This is a genomic window from Ruegeria sp. R8_1, from assembly GCF_017743815.1.
In the GTDB taxonomy this organism is placed as follows: Bacteria; Pseudomonadota; Alphaproteobacteria; order Rhodobacterales; family Rhodobacteraceae; genus Ruegeria; species Ruegeria lacuscaerulensis_A.
Genome location: NZ_JAGHRL010000002.1, coordinates 390,542 through 410,282, shown reverse-complemented (window position 1 = coordinate 410,282; position 19,741 = coordinate 390,542). Strand labels below are relative to the sequence as shown.

Below are 19,741 nucleotides of genomic sequence, written 5' to 3'. Positions count from 1 at the left end.
AGGCTCAAGGTTGACTTGCCCTGCAAAGCACGGGCAATGAGACGCACATGCAGGCTGTTCTGAATTTCCCCGATCTTTCGCCCGAATTGTTCTCGATCTCGCTGTTCGGGATGGAATTCGCCCTGCGTTGGTACGCGCTGGCTTATATCGCGGGCATCCTGATCGCGTGGAGGCTTGGGGCAGCGGCGCTGAAACGCCCCGCGCTTTGGGCAGATAACAAACCGCCGATGAAACCCCAGCAGCTTGAGGATCTGATCACCTGGATCATCCTTGGGGTGATTCTGGGCGGCCGGCTGGGCTTCGTGCTGTTTTATCAGCCCGCCTATTACCTTGCGAACCCGGCGGACATTTTGAAAGTCTGGCAGGGTGGCATGGCATTTCACGGCGGTCTGCTGGGGGTGATTGTAGCCTCGTACATCTATGCGCGCCGTCACCAGATATCGGTTCTGCCGCTGGCTGATCTCATTGCCCACGCTGTTCCGCCGGGGCTGCTACTGGGACGATTGGCCAACTTCATCAACGCCGAGCTTTGGGGCCGCCCCAGCGAGGTGCCATGGGCGGTGATCTTCCCCGGCCCTGCAGCGCAAGACTGCCCCGGCGTACTGGTGGGCATGTGCGCACGCCACCCCTCGCAGCTTTACGAGGCCGCGCTGGAGGGCCTGCTACTAGGGGCCGCGCTGCTGTGGCTGGTCTACCGCAAGGGCGCGCTGCGCAAACCCGGACTGGTCATGGGTGTGTTTCTGGCCGGGTATGGCGCGTCCCGTTTCATCGTTGAGTTCTTTCGGCAGCCGGACGCACAGTTCATCTCGGCCGGGAACCCTCTGGGTCTGGCGTGGCAAATTGGTGGATATGGCCTGACCATGGGACAGCTCTTGTCGCTGCCCATGATCGCGCTTGGCCTATGGTTCGCCCTGCGGGCGCGACACGCGCGATGAACCTGACCAACCATCTGCTGGAGCGCATCGCGCAAGACGGCCCGATGACCGTGGCCGACTACATGACCGAATGCCTGCTGCATCCGACATATGGCTATTACACCACCCGCGATCCTTTGGGCGCGCAGGGCGATTTCGTCACCGCGCCCGAGATCAGTCAGATGTTCGGTGAATTAATCGGCCTAAGTCTGGCGCAAAGCTGGATGGATCAGGGCCACCCTGATCACTTCGTTCTGGCCGAGCTTGGGCCGGGGCGCGGAACACTGATGGCGGACATTCTGCGGGCAACGCGCGGGGTTCATGGCTTCCATGATGCGGCTGAAATCGTGCTGTTCGAAGCCTCACCGACCCTGCGCGACATTCAGGCAGAAACGTTGAAGGATTTTGCGCCGCGCTGGATCACAACGCTCACCGAGCTGCCCGACGCGCCCTTGTTTATGGTCGCCAACGAGTTCTTTGACGCCCTGCCCATCCGCCAGTTCCTGCGGGATGGCCCTGCATGGCGCGAGCGCCTGATCGGGGCCGAGGGCGAATCGCTGACCTTCGGGCTAGGGGCTCAGGCGGATCAGGTCGCTCTGACGGATCGATTGCAGGACACGAAAGATGGTGATTTGGTCGAACTTTGCGCGGCGGCAATCCCCATCCTGACCGTCATCGCAGGTCGAATCGCCAGCCACGGCGGTGCCGGTCTGATCGTGGATTACGGAGACTGGCATTCGCTGGGAGACACGTTTCAAGCCCTACGCGCGCATGACCGCGCAGATCCGCTGGATACGCCTGGCCAGGCCGATCTGACCGCGCATGTGGATTTCGAGCCGCTTGCACTGGCAGCACGTGCCGCCGGTTGCGCCCATTCCCGCCTGACCCCCCAGGGCGTGTTTCTGGAACGGCTTGGGATTACTGCCCGCGCGCAGGCTTTGGCCAAACAACTCGGCGGATCCGAGCTTGATGCGCTTATCGCCGCACATCGCAGGTTGACGCATCCCGATGAAATGGGAAACCTGTTCAAAATACTGGGGCTCTACCCCTCTTACGCGGCACCTCCACCGGGACTGGAACCATGACACTGGAAATACTGACCTCGGACATGCTGTCAGACGTACGCCACGGCTTTTTCAGCCGCCGTGGCGGAGCGTCATCAGGGGTGTTTTCCGGCTTGAATTGCGGCTACGGCTCGTCAGACCAGACCGAGGTTGTTTCGATCAACCGGGCGCGTGTAGCCCGGGCGATGGAAGTCGAGCCCGAGGCGCTTATTGGCGTACACCAGGTGCATTCTCCGACCGTGGTTAAGGTTGACGCTCCGATGAACGGCGAGCGTCCACGCGCGGACGCAGTGGTCACAGCCACTCCGGGCTTGGCCCTGACCATACTTACAGCGGATTGCCAGCCTGTTCTTTTTGCCGACACCCACGCAAATGTTATCGGCGCGGCCCACGCAGGGTGGCGCGGAGCCTTGGACGGGGTGCTCGAATCAACGCTGGACGCCATGGAAGAACTGGGGGCAAAGCGCGAAAACACGGTCGCTGTGATTGGCCCGTCGATTTCGCAACAAGCATACGAGGTCGGGCCTGAGTTCCTGGATGATTTCGTCGCAGAAACGCCAGAAAACCTGCGTTTCTTCGCAAATGGGGAAGGCGACAGATTGCAATTTGACCTTCCCGCTTACGGTTTGCATCGCCTTCGACAGGCAGGCGTAGGCCAAGCTGAATGGACCCGGCACTGCACCTATTCAGATCCCGACAGGTTCTATTCCTACCGGCGATCTACGCACGCCAAAGAAGCGGACTATGGACGCCTTATTTCTGCAATCAAATTGTAGACCTAGACTGAATTGTGGCGATTTCGCCGCTTTTTCGCCACATTCTTTGTGTCTACCTGAGTCGTAACAAGTTGAGTTTTATTGTCCGCTCTCAGGTGTTTATCTGCCGATGCTCCAGCAGTGTGAGACAGTATGAAGAAAGAGGAGCTACTAACCTTCATTTTGTCCTGAATTGATCCCGGATCAGCCTTATCGCTGCCTCAATATGGCGTCAGATTGGCATCCCAAAGGGAAATGGGGCCCAAAAACCCCAGAGGAGCAGGACCAGATCATGAAGGTAAAATCTCGCTTTCTGAGCGCCGTTGTCGCGGCGACCAACGAAAAGACGCCGGAAATGCCGTGGAAAAGCATTTCCAGCGACTCGGTCAGGGTTGCCCGTCGTTTGGCGGAACGGGTCTGATCGTGACGCCCAGGGTACCAAGCTGCCGGTTCCCGGGGCCAAGACGCGCATCGGAGGGGTGCTCCGGCCCGATGCGTGACCTGCCGCAGGTATTTTCCGCGGTCAGGTTCAGGGGTGTTGTGTGCGCGGGTAATTTTCGCCGGCGTTGTTGTGAGTTTGTCTGGGGGGTCAAGATGTTGACCAAAGGTGTGCTGAATACCATCACGTTGCGACGTCGGTTCGACGCTCGCCCTGAGGTCGCCCTTTCATTCAAAACAAAGAAAAAGATCGGTCAGACGGGCCTGTACGGAGGGTTCAACCTGTCTGCACGGATGATAGAAGGGACGGAATAAACATGCCTATTCCACATTCGCTTTCGCGCGCGGCCAAAAACGCCGCCGATACATCGGCGATGCTGCGGGATGCGCCAAGGGACAAACCAAAGGCGCAACTGCGGCGCTATGAAGTGAGCGCGCTGCTGCCAAATGGCGATATTTCTCAGACCCGCCATATCGCACCGGCTTTACCAATGTTCGAAGACGCGTTCTGCGCCTTTACACGCGGTTCGCTGATTGAAACAGAAACTGGCCCGCTCGCGATCGAAGATCTCCTGCCCGGTGACACGGTGCTGACGCAAGATGGGTCGTCCCAGACCGTGCTTTGGAAGGGGTCGGTCACTTTGGTTCCCGGGCGCGAGGATTCGCGTGGCCGGACCCGGCCCCTGACCCGCATCATGGCCGACACGTTCGGGATGCAGAAACCCATGTCAGGTGTGATCGCAGGACCCGCAGCACGGTTGGTCGGCACGCCGTCTCATCTACGCCACTTGCACGGGAACGAGGCTGTACTGACACCGGTTCACGAATTTCAGGACGGAATGAGCGTGGTCGAAACCCTGCCGCCAACGCCTATCGAATTGTTCCATATCTGTCTCAAGCGCCATTCGGTGATCAAAATCGACGGGCTGCAGTTCGAGACGTATCATCCCGGTGTCAATGCAGTTCGGATGATCAGCCATTCCTTGCGCTCGATCTACCTGAACCTGTTCGCGCATGCCGATTCGCTGAATGATTTTGGTCCGCTGCTGATGCCGCGTGCTGGCGACGGAGAGGTCGACGCGATCACAGCGTAAATTTTTTTCAGTGCTGCAGAGTGGGGGCTTTATGCAGATTCTTTTGGGTTGGGTGCTGTTCCTGATCGTTACAGCGATTCTTCCGCCATGTTGTTCCGCACATAAACGGATGCGCTTCAAGCCATCCGGTTCATGCGTTCTTCCAGAACATCGAACGGCACACCGGGCTCGTCCTTAGCGCCTCGAATCACAAGCGATGTCTTAACACTGGCCACGTTTGGGGTGGTCAGCAAATCACCGGTCAGGAACCGCTGAAAACTGCTAAGGTCAGGGGCGACGCATTTCAGGATGAAATCAACCTCGCCATTCAGCATGTGGCATTCGCGGACCAAGGGCCAGTCGCGGCACCGCTCTTCGAAGGCGCTCAGTTCCGTCTCGGCCTGACTTTCCAAACCAACGCTGGCAAAGACCTGAACCTCGAATCCCAGCTCTCGCGCGTTCACTTCGGCGTGGTAACCGCGGATCAGGCCGGATTCCTCAAGCGTACGAACACGCCGCAAACACGGAGGCGCAGAAATGCCGACACGTTTCGCAAGTTCGACATTGGTCATACGACCGTCTGCCTGCAATTCCGCCAGAATTTTGCGGTCAATCTCATCCAGCCGTGTCGCGACCATAAAATGCTCCTGATTTTTCGGTTGTTATATCAGCACCTAGAAGATGCGCAATAATCTTTCGCGTTAGCGCAATATTCTTTATTTTAAACGCCCTATTTATGGGCGCCATTCGCGTGACGCATAGCAGTTCTCTGTCAGGAAGGGGCTTTAAGCACCGCCATCGGGTCGCTATATCCAGACGCCAAGGGGCCACGCGCCCGCATCAGGCAGATCGAGTTGGGGGTACCATGGCCGAAACGAAACACACCAAGGTTCTGATCATAGGATCGGGGCCCGCCGGATACACGGCGGGCGTTTATGCCAGCCGCGCAATGCTGGAACCGATCCTGGTGCAAGGCATTGAACCCGGCGGTCAGTTGACCACCACCACAGAGGTCGAGAACTGGCCCGGCGACACAGAGGTTCAAGGGCCCGACCTGATGGTTCGTATGCAGGACCATGCTAAAGCAATGGGATGTGAGATCATCGGGGACATCATCAGCGATCTGGACGTCAGCAAACGCCCCTTCACTGCCAAAGGCGACAGCGGAACGACCTATACAGCTGATGCGGTTATTCTGGCGACTGGCGCTCGGGCAAAATGGCTTGGGCTGCCGTCCGAGGACAAGTTCAAAGGCTTTGGTGTCTCGGCCTGTGCCACCTGCGATGGGTTCTTCTATCGTGGACAGGAAATCGTTGTCATTGGCGGCGGCAACACTGCCGTGGAAGAAGCTCTGTTTCTGACGAACTTTGCCAGCAAGGTCACCCTGATCCACCGTCGTGACGAGTTGCGGGCCGAGAAAATCCTGCAGGACCGCCTGATGAAAAACGAAAAGATTGAACCGCTTTGGTTCCACGAGCTGGACGAGGTGCTTGGCACCGATGCGCCTTTGGGCGTTGAGGGCGTGCGCGTCAAGAACGTGAAAACCGGTGAACTCTCAGAGATTCCCTGCAAGGGCGTATTTGTGGCCATTGGCCACGCCCCTGCAAACGAGCTGGTCAAGGACACGCTTGAAACCCACATGGGTGGCTATGTCGTGACCAAGCCGGGTTCGACCGAGACTTCCATACCTGGCGTATTCGCCGCCGGTGACTTGACTGACCACATCTATCGTCAGGCCGTTACCAGCGCTGGTATGGGCTGCATGGCAGCGCTGGATGCCGAGCGGTTCCTGGCGGAGCAGGACTAGCCAATGATAGAATTCTCCGGCCCGGTCTGGAGAATTCTGTTTCGAACACATTCAGACGCCCCTTTGGCCCCCGCGCGGGCGCCAGAGGGGCGTTTTCACTATGCAGGTCAGACCGCGCTTTATGCATCTCTCAGCGCCGAAGGGGCCGAAGTCGCGATACGTCGCTATGTATCGCGCGATGACCCACCGCGAATCCTGCAATGTGCAAGGATCACAGAGGCACGTCTTGTCGACCTCAGAGGTCAACCCGAAGCATCCATCGTTTGGCAAGACATTGCAAAGGCCTGCGGGCGTTCGCCAACCTGGCAATTCTCGGACAACGCCCGAGCGTTAGGTGCCGATGGCATGATCTATAGCTCTCGATCACGGCCCCAGCTCAGCCATGTGGTTCTGTTCCGTACCAGTGCCCGGCTTATTTGCGTCGATGCTCCGTCAGAAACCTGGGTACCTGCTTATTCTTGACCCGCCCGCGCGCCCGTATCAGACTCGGGGCACAAGGCAAGAATTCACAGGTGACCTGAAGTGAAGAGCGTATTGTGGCAAGGCGGGTGGATAACCCGGCTGAGGATTGGCAGTGGCCTGATCCTGTTCGCGTTTGCATTCCTGCACTTCATCAATATCGGCTTGGGCCTGTTCCACACCGATTACCTGCACGGAATGCAAGACGGCCGCCACGCTGTCACCCGTCACGACATCGGCAGCGCCTTGCTCTATGCCGCTTTGTTCATTCACTCGGGTCTGGCGCTCTATTCGATCAGTCAGCGCAAAACACTAAAAATGCCGCTGAGCATGGCATTGCAGATTGTTCTGGGATTGCTGATCCCGCTGCAACTGATCGCGCATATCGTTCACACACGTTACGCGCACGAGGTGTTCAACGTGAACGACGAGATGGGGTATATCATCGCGCTGATGTGGCCCAGCTCGGCGATCTGGATGCAAAGCATGCTCTTGCTGGTCGTTTGGGTGCATAGCTGCATTGGTCTTCATATGTGGCTGCGGTTGACCAAATGGTGGCCCAAAACAGTCCCCTATCTGATCGGATTGGCCGTGTTCGTCCCGTCATTTGCGATGGCGGGACTATTGACAGAAGGGCGGCGGATTTGGGCCGATTTCGGCGATCCGTTTCTGCGCGACCAATATATCGAGCATTATAATTGGCCGTCGCCTGAAGAATTTCAGACTCTGTTTAGCGTCAAGGACAATGCGCTATTGGCCTTCTGGATCGCCCTGGGTGTTTCATTGGCCGTGTTTGCAGGACGCAAACTTCTACGGCGCAGACATTCGGTCCGCGTTACATATGTCGAAGGACCAGAAGTCGTCGCTGAAAAAGGCATGACCTTGCTTGAGATATCGCAGGCCAACGGTATCCCACATACGGCCCTATGCGGTGGCAAAGGCCGCTGCACTACTTGTAGAGTTATCGTAGAGGACGGTGCGGCAGAGCTTCCGGCTCCAAGCGAAGTTGAAGCCCGCAGCCTTGCCGCGGTCCGAGCCCCCAAGGGCGCCCGGCTGGCGTGCCAGATCCGCCCGACCCAGCCGATTACGGCCTTTCGTATGTTTCGGGCCGATGGCATGCGCAACCGGGCCCATGCCAGCCAAGGCCAGGAACGTCAGCTTGCCGTTCTGTTTCTGGACATGCGTGGGTTTACGTCGCGCACAACGGGACAGCTGCCCTATGATATTGTCTTCCTTCTGAACCGTTTTTTTGACGCGATCGTTCCTGCGATCACTGCCGAAGGTGGGATAGTCGACAAATACATGGGCGATGGTCTTTTGGCCGTGTTCGAAACCGCCGACCCCGCAAGTTCCGCCCGTGCCGGTTTGATGGCCGCAGCCGATGTCAGCCGCGCACTGGAACGATTCAACAAGCAACTCAACGCAGAAGGCAGCTCGCATATTCGCATCGGCATGGGGTTGCATCTGGGTGATCTGGTTCTGGGCGAAATCGGTGCCGCCGGAACAGCGACTCGGACCATTATCGGGGACGCGGTCAACGTTGCCAGCCGGCTAGAGGCAGAGACCAAAACTCTGGGCGTCGAGCTTTTAGTCTCAGAGGATATTCTGCGCGCGGCCGGATACGATGGTGACCAAGCGGGGCTACAATCTTTCAAACTAAGGGGGGTTTCCCGCCCGATTCCTGCGTTACCGGTAAGGACCGCCACCTTACTGGCGCTTAGGATAGCTGCTTAAGAACACATGGCCTAGAACCAGCCCAATTGCCGACAATTCGAAGAACCACAGTCGGTATTTGCACCTGAATATGGAAAATTCTTCCAATCCGAGCGAAAACCGCGCATATCGTCCTTTGTTTCATGAATGTATATGGACTTCACCTGATCATCGGGGCAAATGCCCCTTAAACACCTATGAATCACGGGCAAAACTGCCCTTACACAAGAGTATTCCGATGACGATGTTAAGCAATCTGGCCCCTATCCCAGAACTCTATGTCTCCTACGACTCGGCGCAGAAGCTGAAAGTAGAAGCCGCCGAGCTGACCAGTTGGGACCTGAGCCCGCGCCAGATCTGTGACCTTGAACTGCTGATGAACGGTGGGTTCAACCCGCTTAAGGGTTTCCTGTCCGAAGCCGATTACGACAACGTCGTTGAAAACATGCGTCTGGCCGATGGTACCCTGTGGCCGATGCCCATCACGCTGGACGTCAGCGAAGACTTCGCCCAGTCGATCGAGCTGGGTCAAGACATCGCCCTGCGCGATCAGGAAGGCGTCATCCTCGGCACCATGACCGTGACCGACCGCTGGACCCCGAACAAATCCCGCGAGGCTGAAAAGGTATTCGGCGCGGATGACGACGCGCATCCAGCCGTGAATTATCTGCACAACACCGCAGGCAAGGTCTATCTTGGTGGACCTGTGGTCGGCATCCAGCAGCCCGTCCACTATGATTTCCGTGGCCGCCGGGATACTCCGAACGAGCTGCGCGCCTATTTCCGCAAGCTGGGCTGGCGTCGCATCGTTGCGTTCCAAACCCGCAACCCGCTGCACCGCGCACACCAGGAACTGACCTTCCGCGCCGCGAAAGAGGCACAGGCCAACCTGCTGATCCACCCGGTGGTCGGCATGACCAAACCGGGCGACGTCGATCACTTCACCCGCGTACGCTGCTATGAGGCGGTTCTGGACAAGTATCCCGCCTCGACCACCTCGATGTCGCTGCTGAACCTGGCCATGCGGATGGCAGGCCCCCGCGAGGCGGTCTGGCACGGGCTGATCCGCGCCAACCACGGCTGCACCCACTTCATTGTGGGCCGCGACCACGCGGGCCCCGGCAAGAACTCGGCCGGTGAAGATTTCTATGGCCCCTATGACGCGCAGGACCTGTTCCGCCAGTTCCAGGACGAAATCGGGGTTGAGATGGTCGACTTCAAACACATGGTCTATGTGCAGGAACGCGCCCAGTATGAACCCAATGACGAGATCACGGACAAGGATAACGTCACTATCCTGAACATCTCGGGGACCGAACTGCGCCGGCGTCTGGCCGAAGGTCTGGAAATCCCCGAATGGTTCAGCTTTCCCGAGGTTGTGGCCGAGCTGCGCAAGACCAAGCCACCGCGCAGCCAGCAGGGCTTTACCGTGTTCTTCACCGGCTTCTCAGGTTCGGGCAAATCGACTATCGCCAACGCGCTTATGGTCAAGCTGATGGAGATGGGCGGCCGCCCGGTGACGCTGCTGGACGGTGATATCGTTCGTAAGAACCTGTCGTCGGAACTCGGTTTCTCGAAGGAACACCGCGACCTGAACATCCGTCGCATCGGCTATGTGGCGTCCGAGATCACCAAAAACGGCGGCATCGCCATTTGTGCGCCCATTGCGCCTTATGCCACCACCCGTCGTGCCGTTCGCGAAGAGATCGAGCAATTCGGTGCCTTCTGCGAAGTCCATGTTGCGACCAGCATCGAAGAATGTGAGCGCCGTGACCGCAAGGGCCTGTACAAGCTGGCACGCGAAGGCAAGATCCAGGAATTCACCGGCATCTCGGACCCTTATGATGTGCCCCAGAACCCGGAGCTGAGCGTCGAGACCGAGAATGTCGAGGTCGACAACTGCGCCCATCAGGTGCTGCTCAAGCTTGAAAGCATGGGTCTGATTGCAGCGACTTAAGCTGACCGCCACATGAAACAGGCCCTCGCGCTGCGGGGGCCTTTTTTGTGATCAGAGCTCGGCGCGAATGGCAGCAACAGCGCGGGCTTCGAAATCACCGTATTCAGCCGCCTTGGGCTGGATCGCATGTAGATGCGACAGACGCGCAGCATAGTCCTCGGGTGAGGCCGTTTGAATGGCGCGGCGAATATCGGCCTCGGATTCGCACAGGATCATGCCGGATGTGTCGAAGAAGTCCCCAATATTCGGGCAGCCCCAATAGATCGGAACAGTGGCGCACAGGATAGCATCCGTCAGTTTTTCCGAGAAATAATTCCTTTCCCGCACATTCTCGATCACCACAGAATAGCGATACGGGGCCAGCCCGTCGGATTTCTGGTCAAACGGCATATAACCACGACCCATGATATCGACATCCGCGCCCGTCTCGCGCACCCAGTCGATGACCGCATGACGCAATTGGTGACCTTCCAGATCGCGCTTGGCCGAGGCGATCAACGAACAGGATTTGGTCTTTGCGGCGGGCAACTTCTGCCAGTCCGGCACCATGGTGACGCCATAGGGCAGAAAGACCGCATTCGGGATGCTTTGCAGCAGGACGTCATGGAAGGTCAGCACACGAAAGAACCGACGCCATGTCCAGCGCAGCATCCGGTCGTGTTTTGCGTGGATAGCCGAGGGTTCCCCCATCATCAGCGAAATCTGCGCGCGGGTACCCCGGCGCAACCGCAGATGTACGGTGGAATTGGGATACATGATCAGGTGATCGGTTCGTTCAAGATCCCCGACAGTTTTGCCAGTCAGACGATCCGGGCAACCCTCGGGCCAGATCAAATCGCTGAGGAGAACCGAGCCCAGTTTCGGCCCCAACCGGTGCCCATAGGGCAGGATCGCAATGGCGGGCTCAGACATCAATTTCCCTCCGGCAGATTGACCTGCCCACGCATCAGCACATGGCCGCACCCGGCCACCTTGATACCGGTCATTGCCTCCGACGGGCCAACACGCGTAACGGTGGCCTGACCCGGACGGCCCATGTCATGGCCTTGTTCGGCGACAAAGCTGTCTTTCTCCATCAGACCGTGCTTCCACAGATAGGCCGCCATCGCACCGGTGGCGGACCCGGTAAACGGGTCCTCGGGCGGGCTGGGCGGCGCCAGCAACAAGCGCGAAAACGTGTCCCCGCCTTCGGTCGCGCCTTGCAGCGTAACCAGAAATGGCTCGGCCATATCCGAACCCGAGAACCCAGCCAAGGCCGCGACCTCACGCAGCGGTCCCTCGGCCAGTTTCGCGGCCCGCAGCGCCGCGTGATCACGCAGGACGGTGATGCAGAACGGCAAGCCGGTAGACACGAATTGCGGCGGTGAAGTGATGGCATCTGCGGACAGGCCGATCGCGGAGGCCACCAAATCAGCCGGCACCTCGGCGCCAAATTGCGGTGCGACCTGAGTCATCTCGATCTCGTCACCGTTCAGGTGGATATCGACGAGGCCCGCGCCCGTCTCAAGCGTCAGGCTGTCGCCGTCAATCATCCCGCGTGACCGCATGGCGGCCACGGTCGCAATGGTTGGGTGCCCGGCAAAGGGGATCTCGCGGCTGGCCAGAAAGTAGCGAACCCGGATATCAGCCACGTCAGAAGGCCCGGTAAAGGTGCATTCGACCAAAGACGTCTCTTGCACATAGGCCATGCAGATTGCATCGGACAAACCAGCGCCGCCATGCACGACTGCGCACCCATTGCCCCCAAAAGCGCGATCGGTAAAGGCATCTACCCAGTCAAAATCAAACCAGCTCATTCCTCGGCCCCTTTGCTTTACAGGGCATATCTCGCCCGGTCAGCGTCGGATGTCACGAGGAAAACGCCCAAAGGGCCGTGTCAGTGCACGGCCACCGGCGAGAAGTCATGCTCGCGCGCGAGGTTGAAGGCCAGCTTACGGTCGGCGACCAAAGCCAGCCGTTGCCCATCCGAATCATGGACGGCATATATCTGATCCAGATCGCCTGCCTGCTCGCGCATTTCTTCTGGCAAATCGGCGACTTCGACCGTTTTGACATAGACGATCCGGTCGCCCTCGGCGTTCAGTTCAATCGGTGTATTCATTGCTCTTACCCCTTTCTTATGTTGATCGTTTGCACCACGGTTTCGGGCACGGCGCGGGTCAGATCCACATGCAGCAGACCATTTTCCATGATCGCCTCGCCCACCTCGACCCCGTCGGCCAGCACGAACATGCGCTGGAATTGACGCGCCGCGATGCCGCGATGCAGGAATATACGCCCCTCGCTGTCGTCGCGTTGACGGCCCCGGATCACCAGTTGGCGATCCTCGATGGTGATCGACAGATCCTGCTCGGCAAACCCGGCCACGGCCAGCGTGATCCGATAGGAAAAGTCCGAGGTCTGTTCGATATTGTAGGGCGGATATCCTTCATTTCCGGCCTTTGCAGACCGTTCCAAAAGGCGTTCCAGTTGCTCGAACCCCAAAAGATGCGGGTATGAGCCTAAGGTAAGTTTAGACACGTATTTCGTCCTTTATTGTCAAAGCGACGTGTGGTGCGGCCCCGTTCCGGCAACCGCGTAGAATAGAATATGGGAATGTAGCCAGATGTCCACAAGGTCTGGCGGGATAAACCCTGACACACTATCTTGTGTGACAAGCACCACAATAATCACTGAGTCGCCCATGAACGCGCCCACCGATCTTTCGATGAAAACTGATGACGTTCTGCGGGTCGAGCTGGAGGTTTTTCGCCGCCAGCACCGTGATCTGGACGAAGCGATTGAGGCACTTCAAGGCACCGGAACGGCGGATCAACTGACCATCAAGCGCTTGAAAAAGCAGAAATTGCGGCTGAAAGACATCATCCGCCTGATCGAAGACCGTCTGACCCCCGATATCATCGCCTGAGATATGTGGGGCCCTCTGTCTCCGGGTTTCCAAAAATGGGGATCAAAGCGCTTTTTTGCCGGGTTTTGGGGCGTGTTCCTTGCTACAATAGTGGTGCATCTGGCGATTGGAGATGTTGTGGTTTCTCACAAGCTGGACAACGGGCAGCACTATGTACTGCTACGCGGAAACCCTGATGCATGGGTTCCGGTCGCAAGCTTCCTTTATTTTGCACATCTTGTGCTGAAAAAGACCATGTTGCTGATGTGCTTATGCGCAGTGTCCTATGGGTTGCTCAGATGGTGGGCAAGTCCTTCGAGACACTGAAGCTAAAGGCTCTCCGACGAAACCAAACTGCATTGCCACGAATGCGGATTTGGCTATAGTGCGCGCTCTTTCGGCACGCAGGGAAGTAAGCGGATGAGCGACGTGAAAGTGGGGATCATCATGGGCAGCCAGTCGGACTGGCCCACGATGAAAGAAGCCGCCAATATTCTGGACGAATTGGGCATAGCCTATGAAAAGCGCATCGTGTCCGCCCACCGTACCCCGGACCGGTTGTGGGACTATGGCAAGACCGCCGCATCGCGTGGTCTGCATGTGATCATCGCCGGTGCCGGAGGGGCAGCACATCTGCCCGGCATGATGGCCTCGAAAACCCGTGTGCCGGTGATCGGTGTTCCGGTGCAAACTCGGGCGCTGTCGGGGATCGATTCGCTGTATTCGATTGTGCAGATGCCCAAAGGGTTTCCCGTGGCGACGATGGCGATTGGTGCCGCCGGTGGGGTCAATGCGGGCCTGATGGCAGCCGGTATTCTGGCACTCCAGGACGGTGCTTTGGCAGACCGTCTGGATGCGTGGCGTGACGCGCTGTCGGCCTCGATCCCGCAGGAGCCTGTCGATGACTGAGATGCTGCAGCCCGGCGCGACGATCGGGATTCTGGGGGGTGGGCAGCTGGGGCGGATGCTGTCCGTGGCGGCCGCTCGGCTAGGGTTTGTGACCCATATCTATGAACCCGGTGCCAACCCGCCCGCCGGTCAGGTGGCCGACCGGGTGACCACGGCAGCCTATGACGATGTCGACGCCCTGCGCGCCTTCGCCGAGTCCGTCGATGTCATCACTTATGAATTCGAAAACATCCCCACCGAAGCGCTGGACCTGTTGGAATCCCATCGCCCTATTCGTCCGGGCCGCGAGGCGCTGCGGGTCAGTCAGGACCGCCTGACTGAGAAGAATTTTCTTCAAGGGCTGGGCCTGCAAACCGCGCCTTTCGCGGATATCACCGATCTGGACAGCCTGAAATCGGCAATTGATCAGTTCGGCGTGCCTGCGATCCTGAAAACCCGCCGCTTTGGTTATGACGGCAAAGGGCAGGCCCGGTTGCGCACGCCTGAGGATGCCGAGACTGCGCTGGCCGATATGGCAGGCGCTCCTGCGATCCTTGAGGGATTTGTTGAGTTCAGCCACGAGGTCTCGATCATCGCCGCGCGCGGGCTGGATGGGCAGGTCGCCTGTTTTGACCCCGGTGAGAACGTGCACCGCGATGGCATCCTACACACGACGACGGTGCCCGCTCGTCTGCGTCCGGCCCAGCGCACCGATGCGGTGCTGTTGGCAGCCAATATCCTGAACGCACTGGACTATGTGGGCGTGATGGGGGTTGAGCTGTTCGTGACGCCGCAGGGTCTGATCGTGAACGAGATCGCGCCACGCGTGCATAATTCGGGCCATTGGACGCAGAACGGCTGCGCGGTGGATCAGTTCGAGCAGCATATCCGCGCGGTGGCCGGGTGGCCTTTGGGTGACGGGCAACGGCATTCGGATGTGGTGATGGAGAACCTGATCGGCGACGACATGAACCGTGTGCCTGAACTGGCGCAGGAACGGGACGTGGCGCTACATCTTTATGGCAAGGCCGAGGTCAAGGCAGGCCGTAAGATGGGGCATTTCAACCGGATCGTGCGCTGAGAAAGCGCTCTGACGCGCGATGCCCCCGGCGGAGGTATTTTTAGCCCGATGAAGCGCGGATCAGATGACGAACCGGCTCGCGACATCCCCGGCCATATAGCTGATCCGACCTCCTGCCATAGTCGCGGCGACCCGGTGGGTGTGTTTGTCCAGAATGGTCAAGTCGGCACGTTTCCCGGCAGCCAACGTGCCCCGGTCGTTCAGACCCAGAACGCGTGCGGGCCCCGAAGAAACCAGCGCCCAGGCCCCGGCCATATCCAACAGGCCGGATTTGGCTAACATCAGCGCGGCGCGGCGCGGGCTTGGGTAGTGATAGTCCGAGGCCAGCGCGTCGCACAGCCCCATCGTGATCAGGTCCAGCGCGCTGACATTGCCCTTGTGCGATCCGCCGCGCACCACGTTGGGTGAGCCCAGAATGATGTGGTCGCCTGCGGCACGCGCGGCCTCGGCAGCCTCGAGCGTTTCGGGGAATTCCGAGATTTGCGCCCCGCGTGCGCGCCAGTCTGCGCGGGTTTCGGCGGTGGCGTCATCATGGCTGCCCATGCGCACCCCCTGCCCCACCAATGTCGCGCACAGCTGATCCAGCGCCGCCGGAACGTCACCGCCACGGGCATGCATGGAGAGCAGCATCTCAAAATGTTTGTCCGGGTTGCGCCCGGCTTTCAGCGCCTGTCCGGTCAAGCGCGGTGGCTTGCGCCCCTCGGCCAGACGGTCATGCGGCAGGTGGTCATTGAACACCACATAGGGCACCTGCCACGCCGCGATCTTATTGGGCAGACCGGCGTAGTCGTCCAGCATATGCGTCTCGAACCGCAATTGCGGCAGCAGGTCGGTCACGACGCGGCCTTTGACCGCAGCAATCGCATCAAACACCTGCCCCGCGAATTCGGGACCGCGCACGCCGCCCTCCCAACTGTAGAACTGCGCCAGAACGGCGGTGGTGATGCCGTTGGCGGCCAGTTCGGCCTCGACCGAGAGGATGCCTTCGTCCATCTGTTTCATCGCACCCCGGCGCGGGGCGATATGGCGTTCGAACCCGTCGCCGTGCAGGTCGATGATGCCCGGCAGCACCAGATAACCGGACAGATCAATAGGGCGACCGGTGGCATCCGCCTGTATAACACCGTCCGCCAAGAACAGGTCGGTCGGGATCAGCCCATCCTCCGGCAGCAGAACCTCTGCGCCGGTCAAGGTCAGGTTCAAGGCGGTCATTCGGAACGCTCCGACTCGGGCTCGGAGCAATCCTGACCGATGCAGATCTCGTCGATGATATCCTGCACCCCGTCCAGCCACGTGATCTGAGGATCAAACTGACCGAATTCGATGAAGTGCAGCGCCTGTGCCATGACGCGCGGGTTGTTCATCATAAAAGTGTGGGTTACTGGCAGGACGATATGGTCCTTCATGCCCGCGACCTTGGTGCTTTCGACCGAAACCTTGCCGTCATCCGGACCGTCAATCATCGAGGAAAACAATGGGTTCAGTGTGTCTTTGCCCGCAATCACACCCAATTCAAAATCCACCGGCGGCAACATGCGCGGAAGGCCCTCGGGGCCGGTGCCCAGCGCAAGGCCGGCGGGGCCGTTCAACATGCCGAACACCTCATAGGCGCTAAGTTCGTCCACCAATTGGCTGCCCTGGTTGGGCGGGCCCAGCATGACCACGCGGCCCAGATTTTCGGGCATGTTGTCCTGCAGCCAATAGCGCAGCAGGATGCCGCCCATCGAATGAGCCACCACGTTGACCGTATCCTCGCCACAGGCCGCGAACGCATCCGGCAGGGTCTGGTTCGCAAGGTCTGGGATTGGCAAGTCGGTCGAGGGGTAGCCCGGTCGCACAACCGTATAACCATGCGCCTTGAACAGCTGATCCATTACGGTAAACGACGCCTCGGTCCGCGCAAGCCCGTGCAAAAGAACTACGCATTTCGCTTGGGCCGCAACCGGCAGAAGGAACAGAATTAGGGTCAGCAGAACTCTCATAGCGGCCAGATAAGCCCTAAGCGCGAGTGATGAAACCCCTAGCGCGGTTTCAGGCGCAGAACAGCCAGCGCGATACCGCCCAGCACAAGTGCCGCACCAAAGATCAGGCGCAAGCTGGCGACCTCACCCAACAGAACCGCACCACCCAGAATGGCAATGATCGGCACGCTCAGCTGCACCACCGCCGCCGTGGTCGGGGCCAGTTGCGGCAGCACGCGGTACCACAGCGCATAGCCCATCCCCGAGGTGACACCACCCGACACGGCCGCCAACACGTATCCCGTGCCGGTCATCTGCCAATCGCCTCCAACGGTCAGCAAAGCCAACGCCGTCACCGGCAGGGCGACCACGAAATTTGCCGCAGTCCCGGCCAGAGCATCCGGCTCGGACCGACCGACCAGCGAATAGATCGCCCACCCAATCCCGGCGGCTGTCATCAGCGTCGCGCCAACCGGACTGACCTGCACTTGATCTGTGGGCCAAAGCACCCAGGCCAATCCTGCCAGCGCGATCACCGCGCCAGCGATCTGGCGCACGGTAGGCAGGACCCCGGTAACAGAGGTCACGGCAAACATCGTGATCTGCACGACACCAAACAGGATCAACGCGCCCAATCCCGCATCTAGCGTCAGATAGGCAATCGAAAACCCGATCATGTATAATGACAATGACCCTGCCCCTGCGATCCGCCGCATATTCCAAAGCGGCAGATGGCCCCCTTTGAAGAAAACAAGCGCGGCCAGAACCAACGCCCCGGCCAGTACGCGCACAGTGGCAAATCCGGCTGGATCGCTTGCCCCGCTGTCGATGGCAAGCCGGTTGAGGATCGAGTTGGCCGCAAAAGCAACCATGGTTAGGGCCGTCAACAGGAACAGTTTCATAACAACCGCATAATGGGTTTAGGGCCGTTTGCACATTCACAATCTGGCGCGAGGATTGAAACGAAACGGGGCCGCCCAAAGGCGACCCCATTCCTAAGCTCTGCGGCTTCCCTTCCGGCAGCTTGGCCTTTTGGCCAAGCGCCTTTCGGGCTCGTCAAAATTCGCCGAGGCGAATTCGACGTGCTTACATCATGCCGCCCATGCCGCCCATGTCGGGCATGCCGCCTGCAGGTGCCGCGCCTTCTTTGGCCGGACGATCTGCAACCATCGCTTCGGTGGTGACCAGAAGGCCAGCAACCGATGCCGCGTCTTCCAGAGCGGTCCGGACAACTTTGGCAGGGTCGATCACGCCGAACGAGAACATGTCACCATATTCTTCGGTCTGTGCGTTGAAACCGAAGGTCACGTCGCCGGATTCGCGGACTTTGCCCGCAACAACCGCACCGTCAACACCTGCGTTTTCAGCGATCTGGCGCAGCGGCGCCTCGATTGCTTTGCGAACGATGTTGATGCCTGCGTTCTGATCCGCGTTTGCACCTTCCAGCGATTCCAGTGCTTTACCGGCCTGAACCAGAGCAACACCACCGCCCACGACAACGCCTTCCTGCACAGCAGCGCGGGTCGCGTTCAGAGCATCGTCCACACGGTCTTTACGCTCTTTCACTTCAACCTCGGTCATGCCGCCGACTCGGATCACGGCAACACCACCTGCCAGTTTGGCAACGCGCTCTTGCAGCTTCTCACGGTCGTAGTCCGACGAAGTTTCTTCGATCTGAGTGCGGATCTGAGCAACACGTGCTTCGATCTCGGCCTTCTCGCCAGCACCGTCGACGATGGTGGTTTCGTCTTTGGTGATCTCGATCTTCTTGGCGGTGCCCAGCATGTCCATGGTCACGGACTCGAGCTTCATGCCCAGATCTTCGCTGATGACCTGACCGCCAGTCAGGATCGCGATGTCCTGCAGCATGGCTTTGCGACGATCGCCGAAGCCCGGTGCTTTGACAGCAGCAATTTTCAGGCCGCCGCGCAGTTTGTTGACAACCAGAGTTGCCAGCGCTTCGCCTTCAACGTCTTCCGCGATGATCAGCAGCGGCTTTTGCGACTGGATCACTTGTTCCAGCAGCGGAACCATCGGCTGCAGCGAGGACAGTTTCTTTTCGTGCAGCAGGATCATGCAGTCGTCGAGTTCTGCAATCATCTTGTCTGCATTGGTGACGAAGTAAGGCGACAGGTAGCCACGGTCGAACTGCATACCTTCGACAACATCGGTCTCGGTTTCCAGACCTTTGTTTTCTTCGACGGTGATAACGCCTTCGTTGCCAACCTTCTGCATCGCGTCTGCGATCTGCTGGCCAATCTCGGCTTCGCCGTTGGCCGAGATGGTGCCAACCTGAGCAACTTCGGCCGAGTCTTTGACTTCGCGCGAAGCCGACTTGATGCCTTCAACAACCTTGGCGGTCGCCAGGTCGATGCCGCGCTTCAGGTCCATCGGGTTCAGGCCAGCTGCAACCTGCTTGAGACCTTCGCGAACGATGGCTTGGGCCAGAACGGTCGCGGTGGTGGTGCCGTCGCCGGCTTCGTCATTGGTGCGGCTGGCGACTTCTTTCACCATCTGCGCGCCCATGTTTTCGAACTTGTCTTCCAGTTCGATTTCCTTGGCAACCGACACACCGTCTTTGGTGATGCGCGGTGCGCCGAAGGATTTGTCCAGAACCACGTTGCGGCCTTTGGGGCCCAGGGTCACTTTAACAGCATCGGCCAGGATGTTTACGCCTGCCAGCATGCGGTTACGGGCATCGGTGTCGAACTTGACGTCCTTTGCAGCCATGTCGTTTCTCCTTG

22 protein-coding genes are annotated in these 19,741 nt (G+C 59.1%); 13 read left to right on the top strand and 9 right to left on the bottom strand.

Translation table 11 applies throughout. The features are described 5' to 3' along the window. Window positions 1–47: 47 nt before the first annotated feature. The 6 genes from lgt to J7380_RS06075 all read left to right on the top strand — a co-directional run bounded on the left by lgt (window position 48) and on the right by J7380_RS06075 (window position 4,265). The gene (lgt, locus tag J7380_RS06095) at window positions 48–935 is read left to right on the top strand and encodes a prolipoprotein diacylglyceryl transferase (RefSeq protein ID WP_209194936.1); all 888 of its coding nucleotides are present in this window, start codon (window positions 48–50) and stop codon (window positions 933–935) included. Further along, window positions 932–1,999: an SAM-dependent methyltransferase gene (locus J7380_RS06090; protein ID WP_209195144.1), complete on the top strand. Its 1,068-nt coding sequence runs from the start codon at window positions 932–934 to the stop codon at window positions 1,997–1,999. The genes lgt and J7380_RS06090 overlap by 4 nt, the downstream gene beginning before the upstream one ends. Continuing rightward, window positions 1,996–2,754, top strand: coding sequence for a peptidoglycan editing factor PgeF (gene pgeF, locus J7380_RS06085; protein ID WP_209194935.1), 759 nt, complete (start codon window positions 1,996–1,998; stop codon window positions 2,752–2,754). Before J7380_RS06090 ends, pgeF begins: the two co-directional genes overlap by 4 nt. Before the next feature lie 271 nt (window positions 2,755–3,025). Further along, window positions 3,026–3,154, top strand: a complete 129-nt coding sequence (locus J7380_RS20495; protein ID WP_280635732.1) for a hypothetical protein — start codon at window positions 3,026–3,028, stop codon at window positions 3,152–3,154. Window positions 3,155–3,327: 173 nt separating this feature from the next. Continuing rightward, the gene (locus J7380_RS06080) at window positions 3,328–3,486 is read left to right on the top strand and encodes a hypothetical protein (RefSeq protein ID WP_170352357.1); all 159 of its coding nucleotides are present in this window, start codon (window positions 3,328–3,330) and stop codon (window positions 3,484–3,486) included. A gap of 2 nt (window positions 3,487–3,488) precedes the next feature. After that, entirely contained in the window at window positions 3,489–4,265 is a 777-nt protein-coding gene (locus J7380_RS06075) for a Hint domain-containing protein (RefSeq protein WP_209194934.1), read from the top strand. A gap of 116 nt (window positions 4,266–4,381) precedes the next feature. Here J7380_RS06075 and J7380_RS06070 read toward each other — a convergent pair whose 3' ends face one another. Next, a complete protein-coding gene (locus J7380_RS06070) occupies window positions 4,382–4,882 on the bottom strand; it encodes an Lrp/AsnC family transcriptional regulator (RefSeq protein ID WP_170352355.1) in 501 nt (166 codons plus the stop codon). Window positions 4,883–5,109: 227 nt separating this feature from the next. Between J7380_RS06070 and trxB the strand changes: the two genes are divergently transcribed. The 4 genes from trxB (at window position 5,110) to J7380_RS06050 (ending at window position 10,180) form a co-directional block, all read left to right on the top strand. Then, the gene (gene trxB / locus J7380_RS06065; protein ID WP_209194933.1) at window positions 5,110–6,051 is read left to right on the top strand and encodes a thioredoxin-disulfide reductase; all 942 of its coding nucleotides are present in this window, start codon (window positions 5,110–5,112) and stop codon (window positions 6,049–6,051) included. A 3-nt stretch (window positions 6,052–6,054) separates the two neighbouring features. Then, window positions 6,055–6,513, top strand: coding sequence for an RES family NAD+ phosphorylase (locus J7380_RS06060; protein ID WP_209194932.1), 459 nt, complete (start codon window positions 6,055–6,057; stop codon window positions 6,511–6,513). A gap of 60 nt (window positions 6,514–6,573) precedes the next feature. Then, window positions 6,574–8,244, top strand: a complete 1,671-nt coding sequence (locus J7380_RS06055) for an adenylate/guanylate cyclase domain-containing protein (RefSeq protein ID WP_209194931.1) — start codon at window positions 6,574–6,576, stop codon at window positions 8,242–8,244. A 217-nt stretch (window positions 8,245–8,461) separates the two neighbouring features. Continuing rightward, a complete protein-coding gene (locus tag J7380_RS06050) occupies window positions 8,462–10,180 on the top strand; it encodes a bifunctional sulfate adenylyltransferase/adenylylsulfate kinase (protein WP_209194930.1) in 1,719 nt (572 codons plus the stop codon). A gap of 51 nt (window positions 10,181–10,231) precedes the next feature. Here J7380_RS06050 and J7380_RS06045 read toward each other — a convergent pair whose 3' ends face one another. The 4 genes from J7380_RS06045 to J7380_RS06030 form a co-directional block, all read right to left on the bottom strand. Continuing rightward, a complete protein-coding gene (locus tag J7380_RS06045; RefSeq protein ID WP_209194929.1) occupies window positions 10,232–11,092 on the bottom strand; it encodes a hypothetical protein in 861 nt (286 codons plus the stop codon). After that, a complete protein-coding gene (locus J7380_RS06040; protein WP_209194928.1) occupies window positions 11,092–11,976 on the bottom strand; it encodes a PhzF family phenazine biosynthesis protein in 885 nt (294 codons plus the stop codon). Before J7380_RS06040 ends, J7380_RS06045 begins: the two co-directional genes overlap by 1 nt. An 80-nt stretch (window positions 11,977–12,056) precedes the next feature. Further along, window positions 12,057–12,281 (bottom strand): DUF1150 family protein, encoded by a 225-nt coding sequence (locus tag J7380_RS06035; protein WP_170352348.1) that lies wholly within the window; start codon window positions 12,279–12,281, stop codon window positions 12,057–12,059. Window positions 12,282–12,286: 5 nt separating this feature from the next. Continuing rightward, the gene (locus J7380_RS06030) at window positions 12,287–12,700 is read right to left on the bottom strand and encodes an Hsp20 family protein (RefSeq protein ID WP_058280036.1); all 414 of its coding nucleotides are present in this window, start codon (window positions 12,698–12,700) and stop codon (window positions 12,287–12,289) included. 163 nt (window positions 12,701–12,863) lie between these two features. On the opposite strand from J7380_RS06030, the gene J7380_RS06025 reads away from it, so the two are divergent. From J7380_RS06025 to J7380_RS06015, 3 genes are all read left to right on the top strand, one after another. Beyond that, complete coding sequence (locus J7380_RS06025; protein ID WP_170352346.1) at window positions 12,864–13,088, top strand: DUF465 domain-containing protein; 225 nt, start codon at window positions 12,864–12,866, stop codon at window positions 13,086–13,088. Between the two features lie 399 nt (window positions 13,089–13,487). Then, on the top strand, window positions 13,488–13,976 hold the full coding sequence (purE, locus tag J7380_RS06020; RefSeq protein WP_209194927.1) for a 5-(carboxyamino)imidazole ribonucleotide mutase: 489 nt from the start codon (window positions 13,488–13,490) through the stop codon (window positions 13,974–13,976). Then, the gene (locus J7380_RS06015; protein ID WP_209194926.1) at window positions 13,969–15,036 is read left to right on the top strand and encodes a 5-(carboxyamino)imidazole ribonucleotide synthase; all 1,068 of its coding nucleotides are present in this window, start codon (window positions 13,969–13,971) and stop codon (window positions 15,034–15,036) included. Before purE ends, J7380_RS06015 begins: the two co-directional genes overlap by 8 nt. A 60-nt stretch (window positions 15,037–15,096) precedes the next feature. Here J7380_RS06015 and J7380_RS06010 read toward each other — a convergent pair whose 3' ends face one another. From J7380_RS06010 to groL, 4 genes are all read right to left on the bottom strand, one after another. Next, window positions 15,097–16,248, bottom strand: a complete 1,152-nt coding sequence (locus tag J7380_RS06010; protein WP_209194925.1) for an alpha-D-ribose 1-methylphosphonate 5-triphosphate diphosphatase — start codon at window positions 16,246–16,248, stop codon at window positions 15,097–15,099. Next, complete coding sequence (locus J7380_RS06005; RefSeq protein ID WP_209194924.1) at window positions 16,245–17,018, bottom strand: alpha/beta fold hydrolase; 774 nt, start codon at window positions 17,016–17,018, stop codon at window positions 16,245–16,247. The genes J7380_RS06010 and J7380_RS06005 overlap by 4 nt, the downstream gene beginning before the upstream one ends. Window positions 17,019–17,056: 38 nt before the next feature. Next, window positions 17,057–17,899, bottom strand: a complete 843-nt coding sequence (locus J7380_RS06000; RefSeq protein ID WP_209194923.1) for a DMT family transporter — start codon at window positions 17,897–17,899, stop codon at window positions 17,057–17,059. Between the two features lie 184 nt (window positions 17,900–18,083). Continuing rightward, window positions 18,084–19,727 carry a chaperonin GroEL gene (groL, locus tag J7380_RS05995; protein WP_209194922.1) on the bottom strand — a complete coding sequence of 548 codons (1,644 nt, stop codon included), beginning with the start codon at window positions 19,725–19,727 and terminating at the stop codon, window positions 18,084–18,086. Between the last annotated feature and the right edge of the window lie 14 nt (window positions 19,728–19,741).